Below are 17,146 nucleotides of genomic sequence, written 5' to 3'. Positions count from 1 at the left end.
TAGGTCGATCGGCATGAGTATTTAATGATTACTGTGATTCTACGACCTGTTTAACCATGTCTTCTCTGATTAGCGATCCGGTACCGGCGATGGCGAGTCCCGCCGGTCGAGGAGGCTGATATGAGCCAGCAGCAACCGAATCCGGGCGATGAGATCGGGGTGACGCTTTTTGGCGTGGGCGGTGCCGGGGGGAATGCTGTGTCCCGGCTGTTTCGTGCGCCCGGTCATCGCATGAAGATTATCTGCGCCAACACTGACATGCAGGCCATGCGCCTGGTGCCGGCCGCCAGCCAGATCCAGCTTGGCCGTCATCTTACCGGCGGGCTTGGTGCCGGTGCCAGGCCCGAGGTCGGCCGCGCGGCCGCGCGGGAGGCATTGCCCGAGATCCTCGCGGCGCTCGACGGAACCTCGCTCTGCTTCGTCGCAGCGGGGTTTGGCGGCGGTACCGGCACCGGTGCGGCGCCGGTCATCGCCCGGGCCGCGCGGGAGCGTGGTATCCTGACGATCGGCATCGCGACCAAGCCCTTCGCGTTCGAGGGCATGCGCCGCATGCGCCTGGCCGCAGCGGGCGTCGCTGAGTTCGAGGACAGCGTCGACGCGCTGGTCGTGGTCTGCAACGAGCATCTGCTGCGTGTCGCCGGGCCCGACACCAGTTTCCGCGGCGCGCTCCATCTGTCCGATTCGATCGTGTGCGACAGCGCGACCGATTTCGCGGCGCTGGTCGCGGGGCCGGCGCTGAAGCGCCTGACGTTCGCCGATATCCGCTCGACGCTGATATCCGGCGGGCGGGCGGTGATCGGCTATGGCGAGCGGTGCAATGGCCCGGGGCGTGCGATGCGCGCGGCCGAGTCGGCGTTGCGCAATCCGTTGCTAGAAGATGCGCCACGCGGCGCACGGCGCCTACTGGTGACGATCGCGGGCGGCGCGGATCTCGGCCTGTTGGAGATCGAGGAGGCGGTCACCCATCTGCGCGCGAATGTGGATGGCGGCGCGGAACTGGTGTGGGGTTCAGTGGTCGATCCCGCGCTTGACGGCCATATGCGCATCGGCATCACCGCGGCGGGCCTGCCGCCGCGCGAGACGCTTGAGGATATGCCTGCGTCCGTCGCCCGCTCGGCGACTGTGCCGATGGCCCCGGTCCTGCAGCCGATGGTGGAGCCGGTGCTGGCCCCTGTGCCGGGCGAGGCCGACCATATGACGACGATCGCCGCCGTGGGACGGGAAGAAGTTGTGCCGCTCGTCGAACCCGATCGCGACGTGCTGATCCTCAACAGCACCTACAGACTCGATCTCGATCTCGCCGCTGAGCGTCCGCTGGCCAGGGGGCCGGTCCGCTCGCGCGGCAAGGCCAGCCTGGTCGACCGCATCTATTTCGCGACGCGCGAACTGAAGCGAAGCTGGCACCGGCAGCCAGCCGTGCCGCTGTTGCCGGCGCTGCCTGCGCGCGTGATCCGCGTTACCCGCGGCGTGCCACAACACCTCGGCATGGGCTGAACCGATATTAGCTCAGCGTCACACGGTGCGTGCCGCTGGCCTCGTGCTGGAAGGCCGTCCGACGATCCAGGAACATCTGGATGATATCGGCCGCTGTCGTCGCATGCTGGCTCGGCTTCACTGTGGTGAACACCCCGCCACCGGCGATAGCGAAGGGCAGCAGCAACTGGTCGGCAAGATAAGGTCCCGCGAACGCCATCGACTCGAGATAGCCTTTCATCCGGCCCACCGCACGTTTCGCCACCTGTTCGGCGGGTACGCCGAGCTTGCCGAAACCGCTGACCATTTCGGTGACATGCTCATAGACCGCTTCGAGCAGCAGGATGTTGCCCGGCCCATATTCTTCCGGCAGCTCGCGTACGGAAAAGGCGCGCTCGGGCCAGTCGAGCAGCTTCTTCGCCATGCGGATCTCGCGGTCAGCGACATCGAAGGGCAGTCCGGTGTAGAGTGCTGTCGCTGAGCAGGACAGCATCGCGCCGCGTTCCGCGCACACGACCGGCACCAATGGTGCGGGCTCGATCTCAACCTCGATCCGTCCGCCGCCGCGTGGGTAGAAGCCATGCCGCACCAGCCGCGCCGAGACGCGCGGTCCCATGCGGTTGACGATCGGCAGGAACACCCGGTCGATGAAGTCGAACGGCGGGGCGAGCATGTTGTGCGTGCCGCCCTCAAGCACGAGCCGGGACGGCCCGTCGGCGAGCAGCAGCGGCATCAGGATGGTCTGGAGGACAAGCCCGGTGCTCCCCGCCGTGCCGACCGCGAAGTGATAGTCGCCGGCTGCTACCTTGCCGGGCCGAAACAGCATCTCGCGCGATCCGACATTCAGGCCCTCGCATTCGCCGCCGCCGATTGTGCAGGCGGCCGTGATGGCGGTGACATGCTGGCGCATCAGCCCGGGCTTCTCGCGCCCGCCACGGATGTTCGTGATTCGGAAAGGCTGGCTGGTGACGAGCGCCAGCGCGCACGCATTGCGCACGACCTGCCCCCCGCCTTCGCCTTCAGATCCGTCGATGACGATCATTGTTCTTCTTCCTTCTCCCTCTCCCCTTGTGGGAGAGGGAAGGGGCCCATCGCGCAGCGATGGGAAGGGTGAGGGGGACTTGGTGGCCCAGTCACGAGCCTCATCCCCCTCACCCTTCCGTCGCTTCGCTCCTCCCTCCCTCTCCCACAAGGGGAGAGGGAAAGATTAGCCCTTCACGCACACCACCTGCTTCAGCGTATGGACGATCTCGACCAGGTCGGCCTGCGCCGCCATCACCGCCTCGATTGGCTTGTACGCCCGCGGGCTCTCGTCGATCACGCCCTCGTCCTTGCGGCAGGCGACGCCCGCCGTGTCGGCGATATGCTCGGCGAGCGACACCTGCTTCTTGGCCTCGGTGCGGGACATGACCCGGCCGGCGCCATGGCTGCAGCTGTCGAACGATTCCGGGTTGCCGAGCCCGCGCACGATGAACGATTTCGCGCCCATCGAGCCCGGGATGATCCCCAGCACGCCCTTCGCCGCGCGCACCGCCCCTTTGCGGGTGACGAGCACATTCTCGCCGAAGTGGTTTTCCCGCGTCACATAATTGTGATGGCAGTTGACCGCTTCCAGCTCGGCATCGAACGGCTTGGCGATGACCGTCCGGATCGCACGGATCACATTGGTCATCATCATGCGCCGGTTGAGCGCCGCGAAATCCTGCGCCCAGCCGACCGCCTCGACATAATCGTCGAAATGGTCAGTCCCTTCCGGGAAGTACGCCAGATCCTGGTCGGGCAGGTTGATATGCCATTTGCGCATATCCTGCTTCGCCAGCTCGATGAAATAGCTGCCGATCGCGTTGCCGACGCCGCGCGACCCCGAATGGAGCATCACCCATACCCGCTGCTCGGTATCGAGGCAGACTTCTATGAAGTGGTTGCCCGTGCCGAGCGTGCCGAGATGAACGAGGTTGTTCGTGTTCTTCAGGCGCGGATATTTCGCCGTGATCGCATCGAACCGCGCGACGATCGTCGCCCAGGCCTCCACGATCGCCGGAGGCGGATCACCCCACGAACCGGTATCGCGCTTGTCGCGGCCGACCGACCGGCCGACCGGGACAGCCCGCTCGATCGCCGCGCGCACGCCCTCCAGATTGTCGGGCAGGTCGCTCGCGACGAGCGACGTCCGCGCCGCCATCATGCCGCAGCCGATGTCGACACCGACCGCCGCCGGGATGATCGCGCCCTTGGTCGGGATAACCGAGCCGATAGTCGCGCCGATGCCGACATGCACGTCGGGCATCGCCGCCACATGGCGGAAGATGAACGGCATCTGCGCCGCCCGGGCGAGCTGCGCGCGCGCCTTGTCGTCGACCGGCACGCCGCGCGTCCACATCTTTACCGGGTAGGCGCCCTCGGCCTTGCTGTACTCGAAATTCGCTTCGGTCATCGCGACCTCCTGTTGTCCTTCTTGCATGTCGCAGCCTCGGCGACGAGGTTAGTGGCGAGACGTTCCCGATGCTCTTCTCTCTGAGCTACGGACCCGAAGGCCCGGCCGGATTCGCACCGGCCCACTCGGATTACCATGTAGTCCCGCGCGGCATTCGCCACGGCCGTTGTTCGGTGCCGGCGACGAGGTTTGGTGAGACGATCTGAGCTACCCGTTGCCGGGGGTGGAGTTGAACCACCGACCTCCTGCCAGCAAAGCAGGTGCTCTAACCTGTAGTCCCGCCAGCATTCGCCAGCTTGATTTCGTACACTCTAATCTTCCCCGGCGAAGGCCGGGGAAGGGAAGAGGAGGGGCAAGGCGACGAGGTGTTGGCCGGACGCTATTGCTCTACCCAGCTGAGCTACAAGCCTTTCGGCAAGGCGGGACTCGAACCCGCGACACATGTAGTCCGACCGGCATTCGCCGTGCTTTTCTGGTCAGATGCTCCCCCACTCACACCGTCACCCCGGACTTGTTCCGGGGCCACTGGCCCGCAAGCGCCCCGGGCGGGGATCAAGCGGATCGGTGGATGCCGGAACAAGTCCGGCATGACGATTGACAGGTCGCGGTCGTGGCGACGAGGAATAGCGAGACTGTCCTTTGAGCTACCGTGTCTGCGGGGGGGCCTCGAACCCCATCTCCCGTTCATCATCGCTGACGTTCGGGCGCTCTACTCTGGACGTGCGGGTTTCCCCTGGTGACATGTAGTCCCGCCAGCATTCGCCACGACCTGTTCTTACACCTCCGTTGCGTTGACGATGCTGACCCAATCCCGCGCCTCGCCCGAGGCGAAGCGCGCGATCACATCGAACACCGCGTCGGAGAAACCCCCGACATTGAGGATATCCGCCCGACCCGACGCCTGGGTCGATCCATGCGGCTGGATATCGACGCAGACGAGTTTTGCCCGTGGGTTGCGCCGCACGATCTTGTCCCACTCGATCATCGTCGCGGTCGATCCACCCCAGGTGGCATCCACCCAGGATTGATTGTCCGAGACGATCACGACCAGGTCGACCGCCGCCCGTTCTGCGTTGAGCTGGGCGAGGGGCGCCGAAACGCTGGTCCCGCCACCGCCCAACGCCGCCAGCTTCGCCGTGTTCACGGCTAGACGGGCGAACGGATCGAGCTTCACCTTCACCACACGCTGCTCGAACGGGAGCACGCGCGCCTGGCGGTTGGCCCTGAGCATTGCCGCCGCGACAAGCGCCGCGACCTGGGTGCACGAGACCTTCGACGTGGCGCCCTTGCGGTAGCCAGTCGCCGGCGAGGCCATCGATCCCGACACGTCGGGGCAGACGACCACGTTGCCTGACACTATCGGCACGTTCGAGACCGAAGCCTCGAGCGCATCCTCAAGCGCCGCCTGGACCTTCAACGGCACGCTTTCTCCGGTCGAATCCAGCGCCACCATCAACTGATAGGGCAGGACCCGCGCCTTGCGGAGCGCCTCCGGATCGGACAGCCGGGCTGCAACCGTCGCAGTGACGCCGTCCACCGCGAACGCGCCGTTGCGCGCCAGGGTGTTCAGGTTCATCCGCAGCGCCTGCCAGCCCATCGTGCCGGCCAGTTCGCCCCACTGCTCCGCAGTCAGCGGAAAGGCGGTGAGCCACTGGAACGGCACCGGCGGTAACGCTCCCGAAGAAGCGCGCTTCCAGTCCTCGAACACCGCGATCTCCACGGGGAGCGCCGCGACATCATAGGGCTTGCCGATCAGCCAGCCGTAAAAGGCACGCCGGGTCTCGTCCCTCGGGCTCGGGTGAACCATCCGGACGATATCGGCGAGCGACGGGTCATTCACCGTCGCGGCCGTCATCAGGTCGCGCATCGACGCCTGCTCCAGCCACTGCTTGACCAGTCGCTTAGGCCGCGTGCCGAGCGAGGTCCGTCCGACCTGGCCGGACCGCATGATCTGCACGAAGGCGCGGAGCATCCGGCCATTGTCGATGACGCGGCCGAAGACGCGCACGGCAAGGTCGGGCTCGGCCACCGTGAGATAAGCGGCGAGCAGGGCAGGCATGTCCTTCATCGCCCCGGCCTTGCGGGCATAGACCGCAGCCTTGGCGACGAACATCGGATCGACCGCCTTTGCCGCCGCCAGCACCTCGGCGAGGTGGGTCTCGGCGGTGGCATAGAAGCTGTCGCTGAGTGTTCCAGTCGCCGCAAGCTGGGCGAGCTTCGCCTCGGCGCCATAGGCATAAGCCGGCGCTCCCTCTCGATTCACGATGTTCGCGGCCGGGAGCAGCTTGGCGATCGCCGAGGCGAAAAGTCCCTTGTTGGCCATCGTCTTCATCCTTCTGGTCAGGGCGGCTGGATTTGAACCAGAGACCCCCGGTGCCCAAGACCGGTGCTCTGCGCTGCCTGAGCTACGCCCTGCCGATCCAAACTCTGCAGATCCGGGGCGACCGGCCTATTCCGGCCGCCCCTAGTCCGCGCCGTCATGCCGGATGTTCGACGAACCGGCATGACATCATGGGTATTGCAGCGGGCGTGCCAGTTCGGTCGTTGGGGCGCCAAAATAAAATCAAGATATTGATCTATAATTGAATTATTCTTGGATGCTTAAATGTGCTCTAGCCGCGCTTCCTCCCGCTTCGCGATATTTCTATCGACCAGGCTATGTTTTTATCCTATTATATAAAGGTATGAAGCCGCTTACTGTCATCGGATTCCTCGGCTCCACGCTCGACGCGAGCAAGTTCGGCCCGTCGCGGTGGAGCAAGTGGCGACCTTCGGTCGCGCTCACCATGCATGAGGATCTGCGAGTCGACCGGTTCGTGATGCTCCACGGCACGCCGCACGCCCGCCTGGCCGAGTATATCGCCGAGGACATCGCCAGCATCTCGCCTGAAACCACGGTCGACCGCCGTGTCCTTGATCTCGTTGATCCGTGGGATTTTGAGGAGGTGTACGGCAAGCTACTCGATTTCGCGCGTGCCTATCCGTTCGATCCCGACGCGGAGGACTATCTGATCCACATCACGACGGGCACGCACGTTGCGCAGATATGCCTCTTCCTGCTGACGGAAGCACATTATCTGCCCGGACGGTTGCTTCAGACCCAGCCGGCGAAACGCGGCGAGGATGGCGGCGCGCCGGGGCGCTGGACGAGCATCGATCTCGATCTATCGCGTTACGACAGCATCGCCACCCGCTTCGCCGCGGCAAGCGCTGAGAGCACCAGCTTCCTGAAATCGGGCATCGACACGAAGAACGCCCCCTTCAACCGGCTGATCGACGAGATCGAGCAGGTCGCGGTGCGGAGCCGTGCGCCGGTGCTGCTGATCGGCCCGACCGGCGCCGGCAAGAGCCAGCTCGCCCGGCGCATCTATGAGTTGAAGAAGCTCAAGCACCAGGTGCAGGGCCCGTTCGTCGAAGTGAACTGCGCGACGCTCAAGGGTGACGGCGCGATGTCCGCCCTGTTCGGGCACAAAAAAGGCGCCTTCACCGGCGCTGCGGCGGATCGCCCCGGCCTGCTCCGCACCGCCGATACCGGCATGCTGTTCCTCGACGAGATCGGCGAGCTCGGGCTGGACGAGCAGGCGATGATCCTGCGCGCGATCGAGGACAAGCGTTTCCTCCCGGTCGGCGCCGACAAGGAGGTTTCGTCCGACTTCCAGCTTATCGCCGGCACCAATCGCGATCTCGGCCGGGCGGTGGCGGAAGGGCGGTTCCGCGACGATCTTTATGCCCGGCTCAACCTCTGGACATTCGCTCTTCCTGGCCTGGCCGAACGCCGCGAGGATATCGAGCCCAATCTCGATTACGAGCTGGATCGATTCGCCGAGCGCGAGGGCACCCGCGTCACTTTCAACAAGGAAGCACGTGAGCGTTATCTCGCCTTCGCGACGAGCCTGGATGCGATCTGGGCTGGAAATTTCCGCGATCTGGCGGCGAGCGTCACGCGCATGGCCACTTTCTCTCCCAAGGGCCGGATCGACAGCGACTGCGTGGCGAGCGAAATCGCGCGGCTGACGCGGCTATGGGCGTCGGATACTAAGGGCGACGATGACGGGCTCGACCCGCTGCTCGGCGACGTGGCGTTGGCGGCGCTCGACCCGTTCGACCGGGTGCAGCTTGCCCATGTCGTGGCGACCTGCCGCCGCAGCCGTTCCCTGTCCGAGGCGGGTCGTGCGCTGTTCGCGGCATCGCGAGCCCGGCGGACATCGTCCAACGACGCGGACCGGTTGCGCAAATATCTCACCCGATTCGGATTGGAGTGGGGCCAGGTTTCCGGATGACGCACATGCTCCAGCCAACCGTCTTCCTGCCAGGACTACTCTGCGATGCGGTTTTGTGGCGCGCGCAGATCGACGGACTGGCGGCTCTGGTGGCGCCGTTCGTCGCCGATCTGACGCTTGATGACGGTGTGGAGGCGATGGCGCGGAGAACGCTTGCGGCGGCGCCACCGCGTTTCGCCCTGATCGCGCTGTCGATGGGCGGTTATGTCGCGTTCGAGATGCTGCGTCAGGCGCCCGGGCGTATCGAGCGCCTGGCGCTGATCGCCACCAGCGCCGCGCCCGATTCGCCTGAACGGGCCGCTGAACGCCGGGCTGGTATCGAATCGCTCAGGCTCGGCCGTTTCCGTGGCGTGACGGACCGGCTTCTGCCGCAGCTGATCCATGAAAACCTGCTCCATTCGGCCGTGGCGGAGACTGTCAAGGCGATGGCGGAGCGAGTCGGTGGCGACGCCTTTCTGCGACAGCAAAAAGCGATCCTCGGCAGGGCGGACAGTCGGCCGCTTCTGGCCGACATCGCGGTGCCGACGCTTGTCGCCGTTGGCGACGGCGATGTGCTGACGCCGCCCGGCGAAGCCGAGGATATCCGGCGCCGCGTGGCGGGGGCTCGCCTTCACCGCTTCCGCGACTGCGGCCATCTTCCGGCGCTTGAAAGGCCGGACGAGACGACGGCCGTCTTGTGCGACTGGCTGGCGGCGTAACTCAGATGCCGCCAGGCTCGTCCGGCTGGGCCCCGGTGCCGCCAGCCCGTAGGGACGGGCTCAAGACATGCCAGGCGAGGAGGATCGGTTCGAGCACCGCCATGCCGATCAGGATGCCGGACAATCGCTCAAGCCCCGGCATGATCGTCGCGCTGGCATAGCTGTCTGGGACCAGTGTGATGAGAATCGCGAGGGTGAACTGGGTCCCGACATAGCGGTGCGAATGATCGCCATTTTCCAGATGGCGTCCGGTCGCGACGCCGACGATGGTGCCCAGGATCAGCAGCGGCGCGGGCGCCTGCGGTGTGAACAGGAATGTCGTGAATAGGAACAGCGCGGCCAATAGCGCGCCGGCAATGCAGCCGACAAAGCGTTGCACAATGCGGGCGCTGACCGGGCGGAAGCCGCTGGGGCCGATCCCACTCGCCGGTACGAGCATCACGGCCATGATCGTGACGGCGGATTGAGCGAGCGCGGGGAGGGGCAACCAGCCCGACAGGAGCGCCAGCACCGCCAGTGCGGCGCCTCCCTGTAAGGCATGGCGTAATGCGCCCGGGTGCCATCCGGCTCTCTGCGCCTGGGGCGCGCGGTTCGCTGGCCAGCGTCGGCGGAGGGTGGCGCCGGATGCGAGGCTGACCGCCATGCAGGCAAGCGTTCCTGCGAGCGTCTCCAGGACGCGTGTTTCGACAAAGGCGCCGAGCGCGATCTCGGGGTGCTCGATCTTGTCGAAAACCACCATCGCGAAGGTGAGCCCGAAGAATAGCCAGGCATAAGCGCGTTTCGCCGTCAGCGCGGCGTAGAGGCTCGCTGTCCCGATCAGCGCCACGGCAAGCGCGGCGAGCGGCAGGCTTGGGGTAAGAAACGGTGTCGCAGCCAGCGCAAGCAGGCCGCCGGCGATCGTGCCGATGATCCGCAAGGATCCCCGGGACAGCGTATCGGCCAGATGTCCACGCATCACCATGTAGCCGGAAAAGGCCGCCCATGAGACATTGGTGGCGCCGATCGCGTGCGCGGCGATGATCGCTAGGAGCACTGAAGCAACGCATTCCAGTTCGTCGACCATTCGCGCATCGATGCGCTCGATCAGTGCTGCCATCGGCGTACGGCGATACATCGGGCCAGATAGCTTGTTTGTGGCATGCGCGCATAGCCGAACCCTTGGTCGACCAGGTGACGACGCGGCTCGAGTCGATGTCGCCTGATGCGCGAACGGCTCGTGCGATTCGACGTGGAACGGCGGGAAGGTCGCCGCGCGAGGGAACGTTTCGGGTCAGAAATGACCTGTCGGGATATGCTTCGTACCTCGAAGCTTTGGCCGATACTGATTTTTCCCACCAGAATGGATGTATGCGGCATTGCAAAAAGTGAAGAACTAGCTCAGTTATTGTGACACCGGAGATGGACTTTATCGTTGATATTGGTAGGGCCGGGTGGCGTTTAGCACCGGGAAATTTGGAGACGACCATGTCTGAAGACGCTCGCAACATCACTGGATCGGATTCCGAAAATGGAACCGATATCGTGAAGAAGCCGTGGCAGGCGCCGAGCTTCTACAGCATCGATGCCGACAGCACCGAGAGCGGTATCAATAACGGCCCGGAAATCCTGATCCTGCTTTCCTAAGGCAGGTATTGTCGGGCGTGAGGCCCGTTTGATTTCCAGCCGCCGCGCTTGCTTCAGGTCGCCGGTCGATCCGCGAGGTTCGACATCAAGCGCGGTTTCGCGATGATTCGGTTCCTGTTCTCAGGAAGGTGTAGTCTTCATCGCGCGAAAGCGGGCGGCGCCAAGATGCTGAAACCGACGTTGCGCTACTTTCGGGATTTTCCTGCCGGCACCATCCTACCGGCAGGCGGTCCCGTTGGAGCCCTTTGAAAAGACAGCCCACATTCCTATCAAGCCTTCCTGCTCCGCCGTCCATCACAGCGACGCGGTCGACGCCGAAATGGACGGAGAAGTCGTCGCGATGAACGCAGCGAAAGGCGTGTGTTTCGGCCTGAATCCGGTCGGCTCGCGCGTCTGGCAGCTGACCGCCGCTCCGATCAAGGTCGCCGAGATTTGCGCCATCCTGCAGCGCGAATATGACGTGGATGCCACAACCTGCGAACAGCAGGTGGTGGCAATGCTTGAAGCCATGGTCCGCGAAGACCTGGTGGAGATCACCCCCGACGTCTGATACCAGCCTGCATTGATCATGACCTACGGGTCCATTTGCGGCGTCCGATGGTCATGATGCGCCATGGCTGATCGACGAGCTTGTTCCAGGCTTCGCAGCACTGGTCGACGATGTTGTCGTAGGATGTGAAGACGCGGTTGGAGAGCCAGTTATCGCGCATGAACTGCCAGATATTCTCGACCGGGTTGAGCTCAGGGCATTTGGCCGGCAGCGCGATGATGCTGATATTGGCGGGCACATCGAGCTTGCCGGTCATGTGCCAACCGGCCTGATCCATCAGCACGACCGCGTGAGCCCCCGGCGCGACGGCGAGCGATATCTCGGCCAGATGCAGCGACATTGTTTGGGTATTGCAGAAGGGCAGGACCAGCCCTGCGGCCTTGCCTTCCTCCGGGCAGATCGCGCCGAAGATATAGGCTGATTTCGTGCGCTGATCCTTTGGAGCCGAGGGTCGTGTCCCGCGCCGCGCCCAGCGCCGCGTGATCTTGTTCTTCTGACCCACGCGCGCCTCGTCCTGGAACCATATCTCTATTGCCGCGCCCTTGGGGAGGCTTGCTTTGACCTTTGCCAACTCGGCGGCGAAGCCCCCTTTTTGAAGTCCTCCATGGCAAGTTCGTTCTGAGTATGATGGCGAGGCCGCGCGGTCAGCTTAACGTAGCCCAGCTTCCTCAACTCCCGACCCACGGTCGTTTCATCGAGCGACACTGCGAACTCGTCATGGAGCCACTGCGCCAGATCGATCAGCCGCCAGCGAACGACGCCGTGGATTGCCGGGATCGGGCCGCGCTCGACCGCCTCGACCAGCGCCCGCCGTTGGGCGTCGTTGAGCCGGGAACGGGCCCCGGGGGCCTTGCCATCAAGCAGGCCGTCCGGCCCGTCGGCGTTGAACCGCACCACCCAGTCGCGCACGATCTGCAAACCCACCCCGCCGATCCGCGCCGCGGCCGTCCGGCGGCCGCCATCGTAAATCTCGGCCAAGGCCAAAAGCCGCCGCGCCTGGTTCGCGCTCTTCGACCCTCGCGCCAACCGTCTCAGCGCAGGTCCGTCAAAATCATCCCGCAAACTGATCGCCGTTCCCATGGTCGCGCCCTCCAAAACCCAGCGCGCCATTGATTCAGACTTTCAGCAGCCTGGGAATCCCTCTCGTGAGTCAGCATCATCGCAACCTGGTATGAGTCCGGGTGATGTCCTGCCGGAGGGGCGTGACATGCCTCGGTGGTCGGGGCTCAATGGTTCGAACGCATCGCCTTGCGCAGGAAATGCCCGGTCGAAAGACCGCGCAGCAGCGCCAGGCGATAGGCCTGCATCACCGAATCCTTCTCCCATCCACTCGTCGGCATGGTGGCGACGAGTTGCCGCATCCGTGACAGATCGAGCGCCGCGGCGGCAGGCGCACACTCGTCGAGCCGGTCGAGTTCCTCCGCGGCCATGGCCCGAGATGCGGAAAGCCCTTCGTGCCAGTCGGCGCCCTGAAGGCCCCGGCGTCGCTCCGCCAGCACCGGCGCGGGCAGGCGGTCGGCGAACGCCCGATGGGCAAGCCCGCGGAATACGCCGCCCGCCAGGAATTGTTCGCTCGGCACCGACAGGCAGAATTCGACGAGTCGCCGGTCCGCCGTGGGGTCGCGCTGGTCGATCCCCCAGCCGCCGAGCACGCCCTTGTTGACATTGCCGAGATCGATCCGGCGGAGCGCCCATAGCCGCGTGGAAAAACCGTCAGCCCGCGAGCGATAGGTGAAATCCAGGCCGCGCGATTCGGCCTGCGACGCAAGGTTGAGCGCCCGGAGCCGCTCCGGGCTGATCGCGGAATAGCCATGGATGTCAGGCGGGGTCTGCCTCAGGCGCTGAAGCAGGGCTTCAGGTAGGAAGGGCGAGATCGCTTTCCCCGCAATTGTGCGCCACCGCATGCCCCCGTTCCGCACCAGGCCGCGGCCTTCGCGTATCAGTCGCAGCCACCTGCCCGACGCGAACAGTTCGGCCAGCGCTTCAGATCCCGTGTAGCTGATGCTGAAATTGCCCATCTGGCCGTTCAGCAGGACCGATATTCCGGCTGACCGGGCGGCATCGTTGATCGCCAGCACCCAGCTATTGCAGAGGTTCAGCATCGGCTGTTCGAACAGGTGGAAATTGCGGTCGAGCGAATCGAGCAGCGGTCGCGTCGCGCTGATCCGTTCATGGTCGATATTGGGGTAGAGTCCGGCCGTCGCTGCCGCCAGCGGACCTTCGTCGGCGATCCGGCCGGCAGGAACCGGCCCGTCATAGCCCCGCCGCGGCACGCCGGTATAGGCGGTCAGCCTTTCGCCGGCCGGCGCCATCAGTCGCGCGGCGGAGGCGGCGACCACCGCGCTGTCGAGGCCGGCGCTGAGATGCGCGGCGATCGGCCGCGCCGCGCGGCGCAGACGGACGCGCACTGCTTCGTCGACCAGATCGCGCATCGCCGCCGCATAGTCGTCAGCGCTGCGCAGCTTCAGTCGCTCGCGCCGTGGTTGCCAGTGAGGTCGGGTCGTCACCTCGTCAGCGGTCACGACCACGACATGGCCTGCCTGGACGCGCTCGATGCCCTCGAAGAAGCTGCGCGAATCACCCTCCGGCATCAGCGTCAGGAATTCGGCCGCGCGCCGTTCGTCGGGCGCATACGGGATTTCGGCCAGCGCGTGCAGGCCTTTCGGCATCGAGGCGAAGGCGAAGAATCCCTTGCCGCGATGGAAATGCAGCGGCCGATGGCCCATGAAGTCGCGCGCGAGGAACAGGCGCCGGCGCTCCCGATCCCAGACGGCGAAGGCGAAATCGCCGGACAGGCGATCAGGCGTTTCCTCGCCCCATTGCTCATAGGCGGCCATCAGCACGGCCGCGTCGCACAGGGTCCTGGCGCGATCGTTCCCGATCCCCAGGGCGGCGAGCAACTCATCGCGATTGTCCAGCCTGACGTCGGCGGCCATCACCAGCCGCCCGCCGGCGCCGACCTGGAGCGCATCGTCATGCACGTCCTCCGGCAGCACGCGGAAGATCCGGCGGCCGAGCGCGATCGGCCCGTCGGACCAGCCGGCAGTGCCGTGCGGTCCGTACAGTGCCTGGGCCGCGAGCATGCTGGCGCAGGCATCGTCCGCATCCGGACGCATGTCGAGGCGCCACATGCCGGCCAACGCCGTCATCGTCGTTCCGCCATGGTGCGGGAAAAGGGCTGGAGAATGTCGAGCATCGCCGCCGCCAATGTCCCCTTTCGCCGGTAATATGCAACTGGGGATGCTTCCGGTGGCAATTCCTTCGCCGGAACTTTCCTTTGGCCGGCTTATTGCCTAGCTGCTGCTGCGTGGAACTTACTGAATTTTTGCCCGGCCTGCCCGATATTGTCCTGCGCCAGGTCGCGACACTGCCGTCTTCCCTGCCCGGCGGTGAGCCGGCTGGCCAGTATAGTGAGGCAAGGCCGGGTGAATTGCTGATCGTGATCCCGGCGCTTGGCAGTTTCCTCATTCGCGACGGCCGGTCGGTCGACTTCTCGATCGATCCTGCCGCTGATCGCGGAATCTTCACTCAGGTGATGAACGGCAGTGTGCGCGCCGCCCTCATCCATCAGCGGGGGGAATATCCCCTGCACGCGGCCAGCCTCGTCCCACCGGACGGGATTGGCGCGATCGCCATCTGCGGGGCGTCGGGCAACGGCAAATCGACCCTCGCGGCAGCCTTGAGCCGGCGTGGCTGGGCGCTGGTCGCCGACGATACCACGCGCATCAGCACCGCTACCGGGCCACCGCTCGCCTGGCCGAGCTCCGGTCAGATCAAGCTCTGGGGCGATGCCTGTGCATTGATCGGGGTCGCCCCCGCCACGTTGCGGCGCGTATCGGCGGTCATGGACAAATATTATCTTCCGGCACCGGCCCATGCCGAGCCGGTCCGCCTGTCCGCGATCTTCGAGCTGCGGCCCGGCACGACGCCCGGCTGCCGGCCGGTCGAGGGGGCCGACCGGATGGGGCTGCTTCTTCGCCATGCCTGCCGCCCGCAATTCGTGAAGCCGATGGGCGGCCAGCGCGCGCAGTTCGATCTTGTCAGGCGCATGGCCGCGGATTGCAGGCTGTTCGGCCTTGGTGGTGCGAAGGCGCTGTCGGTTGAGGAACTTGCCGACAGCGTCGCTGCGACGGTCGCGGCCCTCGCGCGAGAGCGCCCCGCCTAGGCTGCCTGCATCTCGGCCTGGTCGGCCGGCCTCGCCGCAATGGGCCGCGCCAGTACTCTCGGGCGGGTTACGACGGTAAGCAGCAAGCCCTCATGATCGATCACGAAATCCCGTTCGAGCAGGAACGGGACCTGCGCGCGTGTCTCAGGATCGAGCGCATCGAGCGGCTTTGGGCGGTCAAGCACCTTCAGCGCCTCGTCCTGCTCCCGTGAGATGATGGTCAGCTTCGCGCGCGCAATGCTCCGCGTATCGACGATGACCGCGCCGTTCGGGCGCGGCAGCAGGCGCAGCGCTGGCGCGTGCGGTGGTGTCCGCCACCGTTCGCGCCAGCGCTCGATGGCCGCGCACAGTCGCTCGACATCGGCCGGGCTCGACAGCAGCGGCGTCGTGTAGGAACCCTTGAAATGATAGGCGATGTCCATCAGCGGCGCATCGGGCGGGTAGAGCGCGTAATAAGAGGGGTAGGGCGTGATCTCGCCGATCCCGAGCTCCTTATGGGCGGTGTGATAGGGGCTGTAGCGATCGACGATGATCTGGTTGCACCCTGTCGGCGGTTCGAGATGCTCGATCTTGGGCATCATTTCGATGACGCCGTCATAATCGGCGATCTCTTCCCCGACAAAGCCGTAGATATAATTCCAGCCGACGCTGATGTTGCGCGCCTTGCAATGGCGCAGCAAGGCGATGTTCTGGTGTCCCGACACGCCCTTGCGCATCAGCTTCAGCAGCCGTGACGACAGCGATTCGATGCCCGGCTGGATCGCGTTGACCCCGCCCGCCGCCAGCACGTCCATCTGGTCCTCGCGCAGGTTCGCCTTGACCTCGTAGAAGAGGTGGGGGCGCCCCTCCCAGGCGGCGAGCGCCGGCATCAGCTCGTCGAGATAGTTGAGCGGCATGATGTTGTCGGAGGCAGCGACTCGCTTCACCCCCCAGGTCTCGGTCAGGTCCTTCAACTCGCGGAAGACCCGCCGCGCGTCCTTCTTGCGGAAATCCATGCCGAGCGCGTTCAGGCCGCAGAACACGCAATGGTTCTTCTGCCCCCACCAGCATCCGCGCGAGCTTTCCAGCGTCAGGAATTCGGGCAGGCTCATCGGTAGCTTTCCCGCCGCCTGGCATTCGCGCAGCACCGCGAAATAATCAGCGAAATTGGGCGTATGCACCACGCGCATGTCGTCGATCGGCCCGCAGGCGACCAGCTTCTCGTCAGGCAGCGCGCCGGTCTTGAGATAAGTCTCGCACAGCGCCGGGAAGACGAGATCGGCCTCGCCCGACACGAACCGGTCGATCCACGGAAAGACCTGGGCCAGCCCCTCGCCCATCGGGGTCGATACATTGGCGCCGCCCAGTACGATGGGCAGGTCGGGCGCGCGCGCTTTCAGCCGGAGCGCGGTCGCGCCGGCGGCCAGATTCTGCTGGAAGGTCGAGGCGATGCCGATAAGCTTCGGGCGCAACGCGAGTACCCGATCGGCGAGGTCGTCGAGAAACGGATCGATCAGCGGGGCGGCGCGATCGAAAACAGCCTGCCCATTTCCCGTCAGCGGCTCGCCGTCCGGGATGGTCCGCTCGATCTCGGGCGGAAAGGCGTATCGGCGGAAAAGCCGTTCGCCCATCATGGTGCGGATGGGCGAATCGCAGATCCGGCAATAATCATCATAGCCGATCTCGGCGGCGAGCAGGATGCTGCCATAGACGATCGTCACGCTCATCCCGCGGGCGCGGCAAGCCGTGGCCAGGATCGCGGTGCCGAGCGCGGGGAAATTGATCGCGTCGAACGGCGGCACGACCAGGCAGATGTCGCAGGAGGAGGCGGGCTCCGCCGGTTCGATCCCCATCGTCGTGTTGCTCCGATCCTGCTGGCTGCCTATCGGCTGTCCGTAAGGACGAAGCATCCGTCGCGCGAGCGCCGAATGCAAGCTTCGCCCG

General features: G+C 65.3%; 13 protein-coding genes and 2 tRNA genes. 6 read left to right on the top strand and 9 right to left on the bottom strand.

Going from position 1 to position 17,146, the window contains the following annotated elements; all coding sequences use genetic code 11:
• Nucleotides 1-120 precede the first annotated feature (120 nt).
• The gene (locus NDN01_RS17390; protein ID WP_272623004.1) at nucleotides 121-1,494 is read left to right on the top strand and encodes a cell division protein FtsZ; all 1,374 of its coding nucleotides are present in this window, start codon (nucleotides 121-123) and stop codon (nucleotides 1,492-1,494) included.
• A gap of 7 nt (nucleotides 1,495-1,501) precedes the next feature.
• On the opposite strand, the gene rtcA is transcribed toward NDN01_RS17390, so the two are convergent.
• From rtcA to NDN01_RS17365, 5 genes are all read right to left on the bottom strand, one after another.
• Nucleotides 1,502-2,515 (bottom strand): RNA 3'-terminal phosphate cyclase, encoded by a 1,014-nt coding sequence (gene rtcA, locus NDN01_RS17385; protein WP_272623003.1) that lies wholly within the window; start codon nucleotides 2,513-2,515, stop codon nucleotides 1,502-1,504.
• A gap of 165 nt (nucleotides 2,516-2,680) precedes the next feature.
• Nucleotides 2,681-3,907, bottom strand: a complete 1,227-nt coding sequence (locus NDN01_RS17380; RefSeq protein ID WP_272623002.1) for an RtcB family protein — start codon at nucleotides 3,905-3,907, stop codon at nucleotides 2,681-2,683.
• A gap of 214 nt (nucleotides 3,908-4,121) precedes the next feature.
• Nucleotides 4,122-4,194, bottom strand: a tRNA-Ala gene (locus NDN01_RS17375).
• A 488-nt stretch (nucleotides 4,195-4,682) separates the two neighbouring features.
• Nucleotides 4,683-6,230, bottom strand: coding sequence for a TROVE domain-containing protein (locus NDN01_RS17370; RefSeq protein ID WP_272623001.1), 1,548 nt, complete (start codon nucleotides 6,228-6,230; stop codon nucleotides 4,683-4,685).
• 14 nt (nucleotides 6,231-6,244) lie between these two features.
• Nucleotides 6,245-6,322: transfer RNA gene (locus NDN01_RS17365), tRNA-Pro, on the bottom strand.
• A 269-nt stretch (nucleotides 6,323-6,591) separates the two neighbouring features.
• Between NDN01_RS17365 and rtcR the strand changes: the two genes are divergently transcribed.
• Together rtcR and NDN01_RS17355 are read left to right on the top strand one after the other, a co-directional pair.
• The gene (gene rtcR / locus NDN01_RS17360) at nucleotides 6,592-8,187 is read left to right on the top strand and encodes an RNA repair transcriptional activator RtcR (RefSeq protein WP_272623000.1); all 1,596 of its coding nucleotides are present in this window, start codon (nucleotides 6,592-6,594) and stop codon (nucleotides 8,185-8,187) included.
• Nucleotides 8,188-8,192: 5 nt separating this feature from the next.
• Nucleotides 8,193-8,885 carry an alpha/beta fold hydrolase gene (locus NDN01_RS17355; RefSeq protein ID WP_272622999.1) on the top strand — a complete coding sequence of 231 codons (693 nt, stop codon included), beginning with the start codon at nucleotides 8,193-8,195 and terminating at the stop codon, nucleotides 8,883-8,885.
• A gap of 1 nt (nucleotide 8,886) precedes the next feature.
• On the opposite strand, the gene NDN01_RS17350 is transcribed toward NDN01_RS17355, so the two are convergent.
• Complete coding sequence (locus tag NDN01_RS17350; RefSeq protein WP_272622998.1) at nucleotides 8,887-9,999, bottom strand: FUSC family protein; 1,113 nt, start codon at nucleotides 9,997-9,999, stop codon at nucleotides 8,887-8,889.
• A 350-nt stretch (nucleotides 10,000-10,349) separates the two neighbouring features.
• On the opposite strand from NDN01_RS17350, the gene NDN01_RS17345 reads away from it, so the two are divergent.
• Nucleotides 10,350-10,508, top strand: coding sequence for a hypothetical protein (locus NDN01_RS17345; protein ID WP_272622997.1), 159 nt, complete (start codon nucleotides 10,350-10,352; stop codon nucleotides 10,506-10,508).
• Between the two features lie 235 nt (nucleotides 10,509-10,743).
• Nucleotides 10,744-11,058, top strand: a complete 315-nt coding sequence (locus tag NDN01_RS17340) for a PqqD family peptide modification chaperone (protein WP_272622996.1) — start codon at nucleotides 10,744-10,746, stop codon at nucleotides 11,056-11,058.
• 16 nt (nucleotides 11,059-11,074) lie between these two features.
• On the opposite strand, the gene NDN01_RS17335 is transcribed toward NDN01_RS17340, so the two are convergent.
• Together NDN01_RS17335 and NDN01_RS17330 are read right to left on the bottom strand one after the other, a co-directional pair.
• Nucleotides 11,075-12,138 (bottom strand): IS630 family transposase gene (locus NDN01_RS17335; protein WP_272628134.1). Its coding sequence is split into 2 segments (ribosomal slippage): nucleotides 11,075-11,644 and nucleotides 11,647-12,138, totalling 1,062 coding nucleotides; the frame shifts between segments, so codons are not numbered across the junction.
• Between the two features lie 146 nt (nucleotides 12,139-12,284).
• Nucleotides 12,285-14,207, bottom strand: coding sequence for an asparagine synthase-related protein (locus tag NDN01_RS17330; RefSeq protein ID WP_272622995.1), 1,923 nt, complete (start codon nucleotides 14,205-14,207; stop codon nucleotides 12,285-12,287).
• 158 nt (nucleotides 14,208-14,365) lie between these two features.
• Here NDN01_RS17330 and NDN01_RS17325 point away from each other — a divergent pair, with 158 nt between their 5' ends.
• Nucleotides 14,366-15,223 carry a hypothetical protein gene (locus NDN01_RS17325; protein WP_272622994.1) on the top strand — a complete coding sequence of 286 codons (858 nt, stop codon included), beginning with the start codon at nucleotides 14,366-14,368 and terminating at the stop codon, nucleotides 15,221-15,223.
• Here NDN01_RS17325 and NDN01_RS17320 read toward each other — a convergent pair.
• Nucleotides 15,220-17,112, bottom strand: coding sequence for a RiPP maturation radical SAM C-methyltransferase (locus NDN01_RS17320; RefSeq protein WP_272622993.1), 1,893 nt, complete (start codon nucleotides 17,110-17,112; stop codon nucleotides 15,220-15,222). The two genes, NDN01_RS17325 and NDN01_RS17320, sit on opposite strands and share 4 nt — an antisense overlap.
• Nucleotides 17,113-17,146: the final 34 nt, after the last annotated feature.

This window comes from Sphingomonas sp. QA11, from assembly GCF_028473665.1.
GTDB classification, from domain to species: Bacteria; Pseudomonadota; Alphaproteobacteria; order Sphingomonadales; family Sphingomonadaceae; genus Sphingomonas; species Sphingomonas phytovorans.
The sequence above is the reverse complement of the archived record's forward strand: the minus strand, read 5'-3'. Positions and strand labels throughout refer to the sequence as shown.

Excerpts from the sequence above, each read along its gene's own strand:
- NDN01_RS17390 (WP_272623004.1), top strand. The coding sequence starts at position 121 with ATGAGCCAGCAGCAACCGAATCCGGGCGATGAGATCGGGGTGACGCTT.
- rtcA (WP_272623003.1), bottom strand. The coding sequence starts at position 2,515 with ATGATCGTCATCGACGGATCTGAAGGCGAAGGCGGGGGGCAGGTCGTG.
- NDN01_RS17380 (WP_272623002.1), bottom strand. The coding sequence starts at position 3,907 with ATGACCGAAGCGAATTTCGAGTACAGCAAGGCCGAGGGCGCCTACCCG.
- NDN01_RS17370 (WP_272623001.1), bottom strand. The coding sequence starts at position 6,230 with ATGGCCAACAAGGGACTTTTCGCCTCGGCGATCGCCAAGCTGCTCCCG.
- rtcR (WP_272623000.1), top strand. The coding sequence starts at position 6,592 with ATGAAGCCGCTTACTGTCATCGGATTCCTCGGCTCCACGCTCGACGCG.
- NDN01_RS17355 (WP_272622999.1), top strand. The coding sequence starts at position 8,193 with ATGCTCCAGCCAACCGTCTTCCTGCCAGGACTACTCTGCGATGCGGTT.
- NDN01_RS17350 (WP_272622998.1), bottom strand. The coding sequence starts at position 9,999 with ATGTATCGCCGTACGCCGATGGCAGCACTGATCGAGCGCATCGATGCG.
- NDN01_RS17345 (WP_272622997.1), top strand. The coding sequence starts at position 10,350 with ATGTCTGAAGACGCTCGCAACATCACTGGATCGGATTCCGAAAATGGA.
- NDN01_RS17330 (WP_272622995.1), bottom strand. The coding sequence starts at position 14,207 with ATGACGGCGTTGGCCGGCATGTGGCGCCTCGACATGCGTCCGGATGCG.
- NDN01_RS17320 (WP_272622993.1), bottom strand. The coding sequence starts at position 17,112 with ATGCTTCGTCCTTACGGACAGCCGATAGGCAGCCAGCAGGATCGGAGC.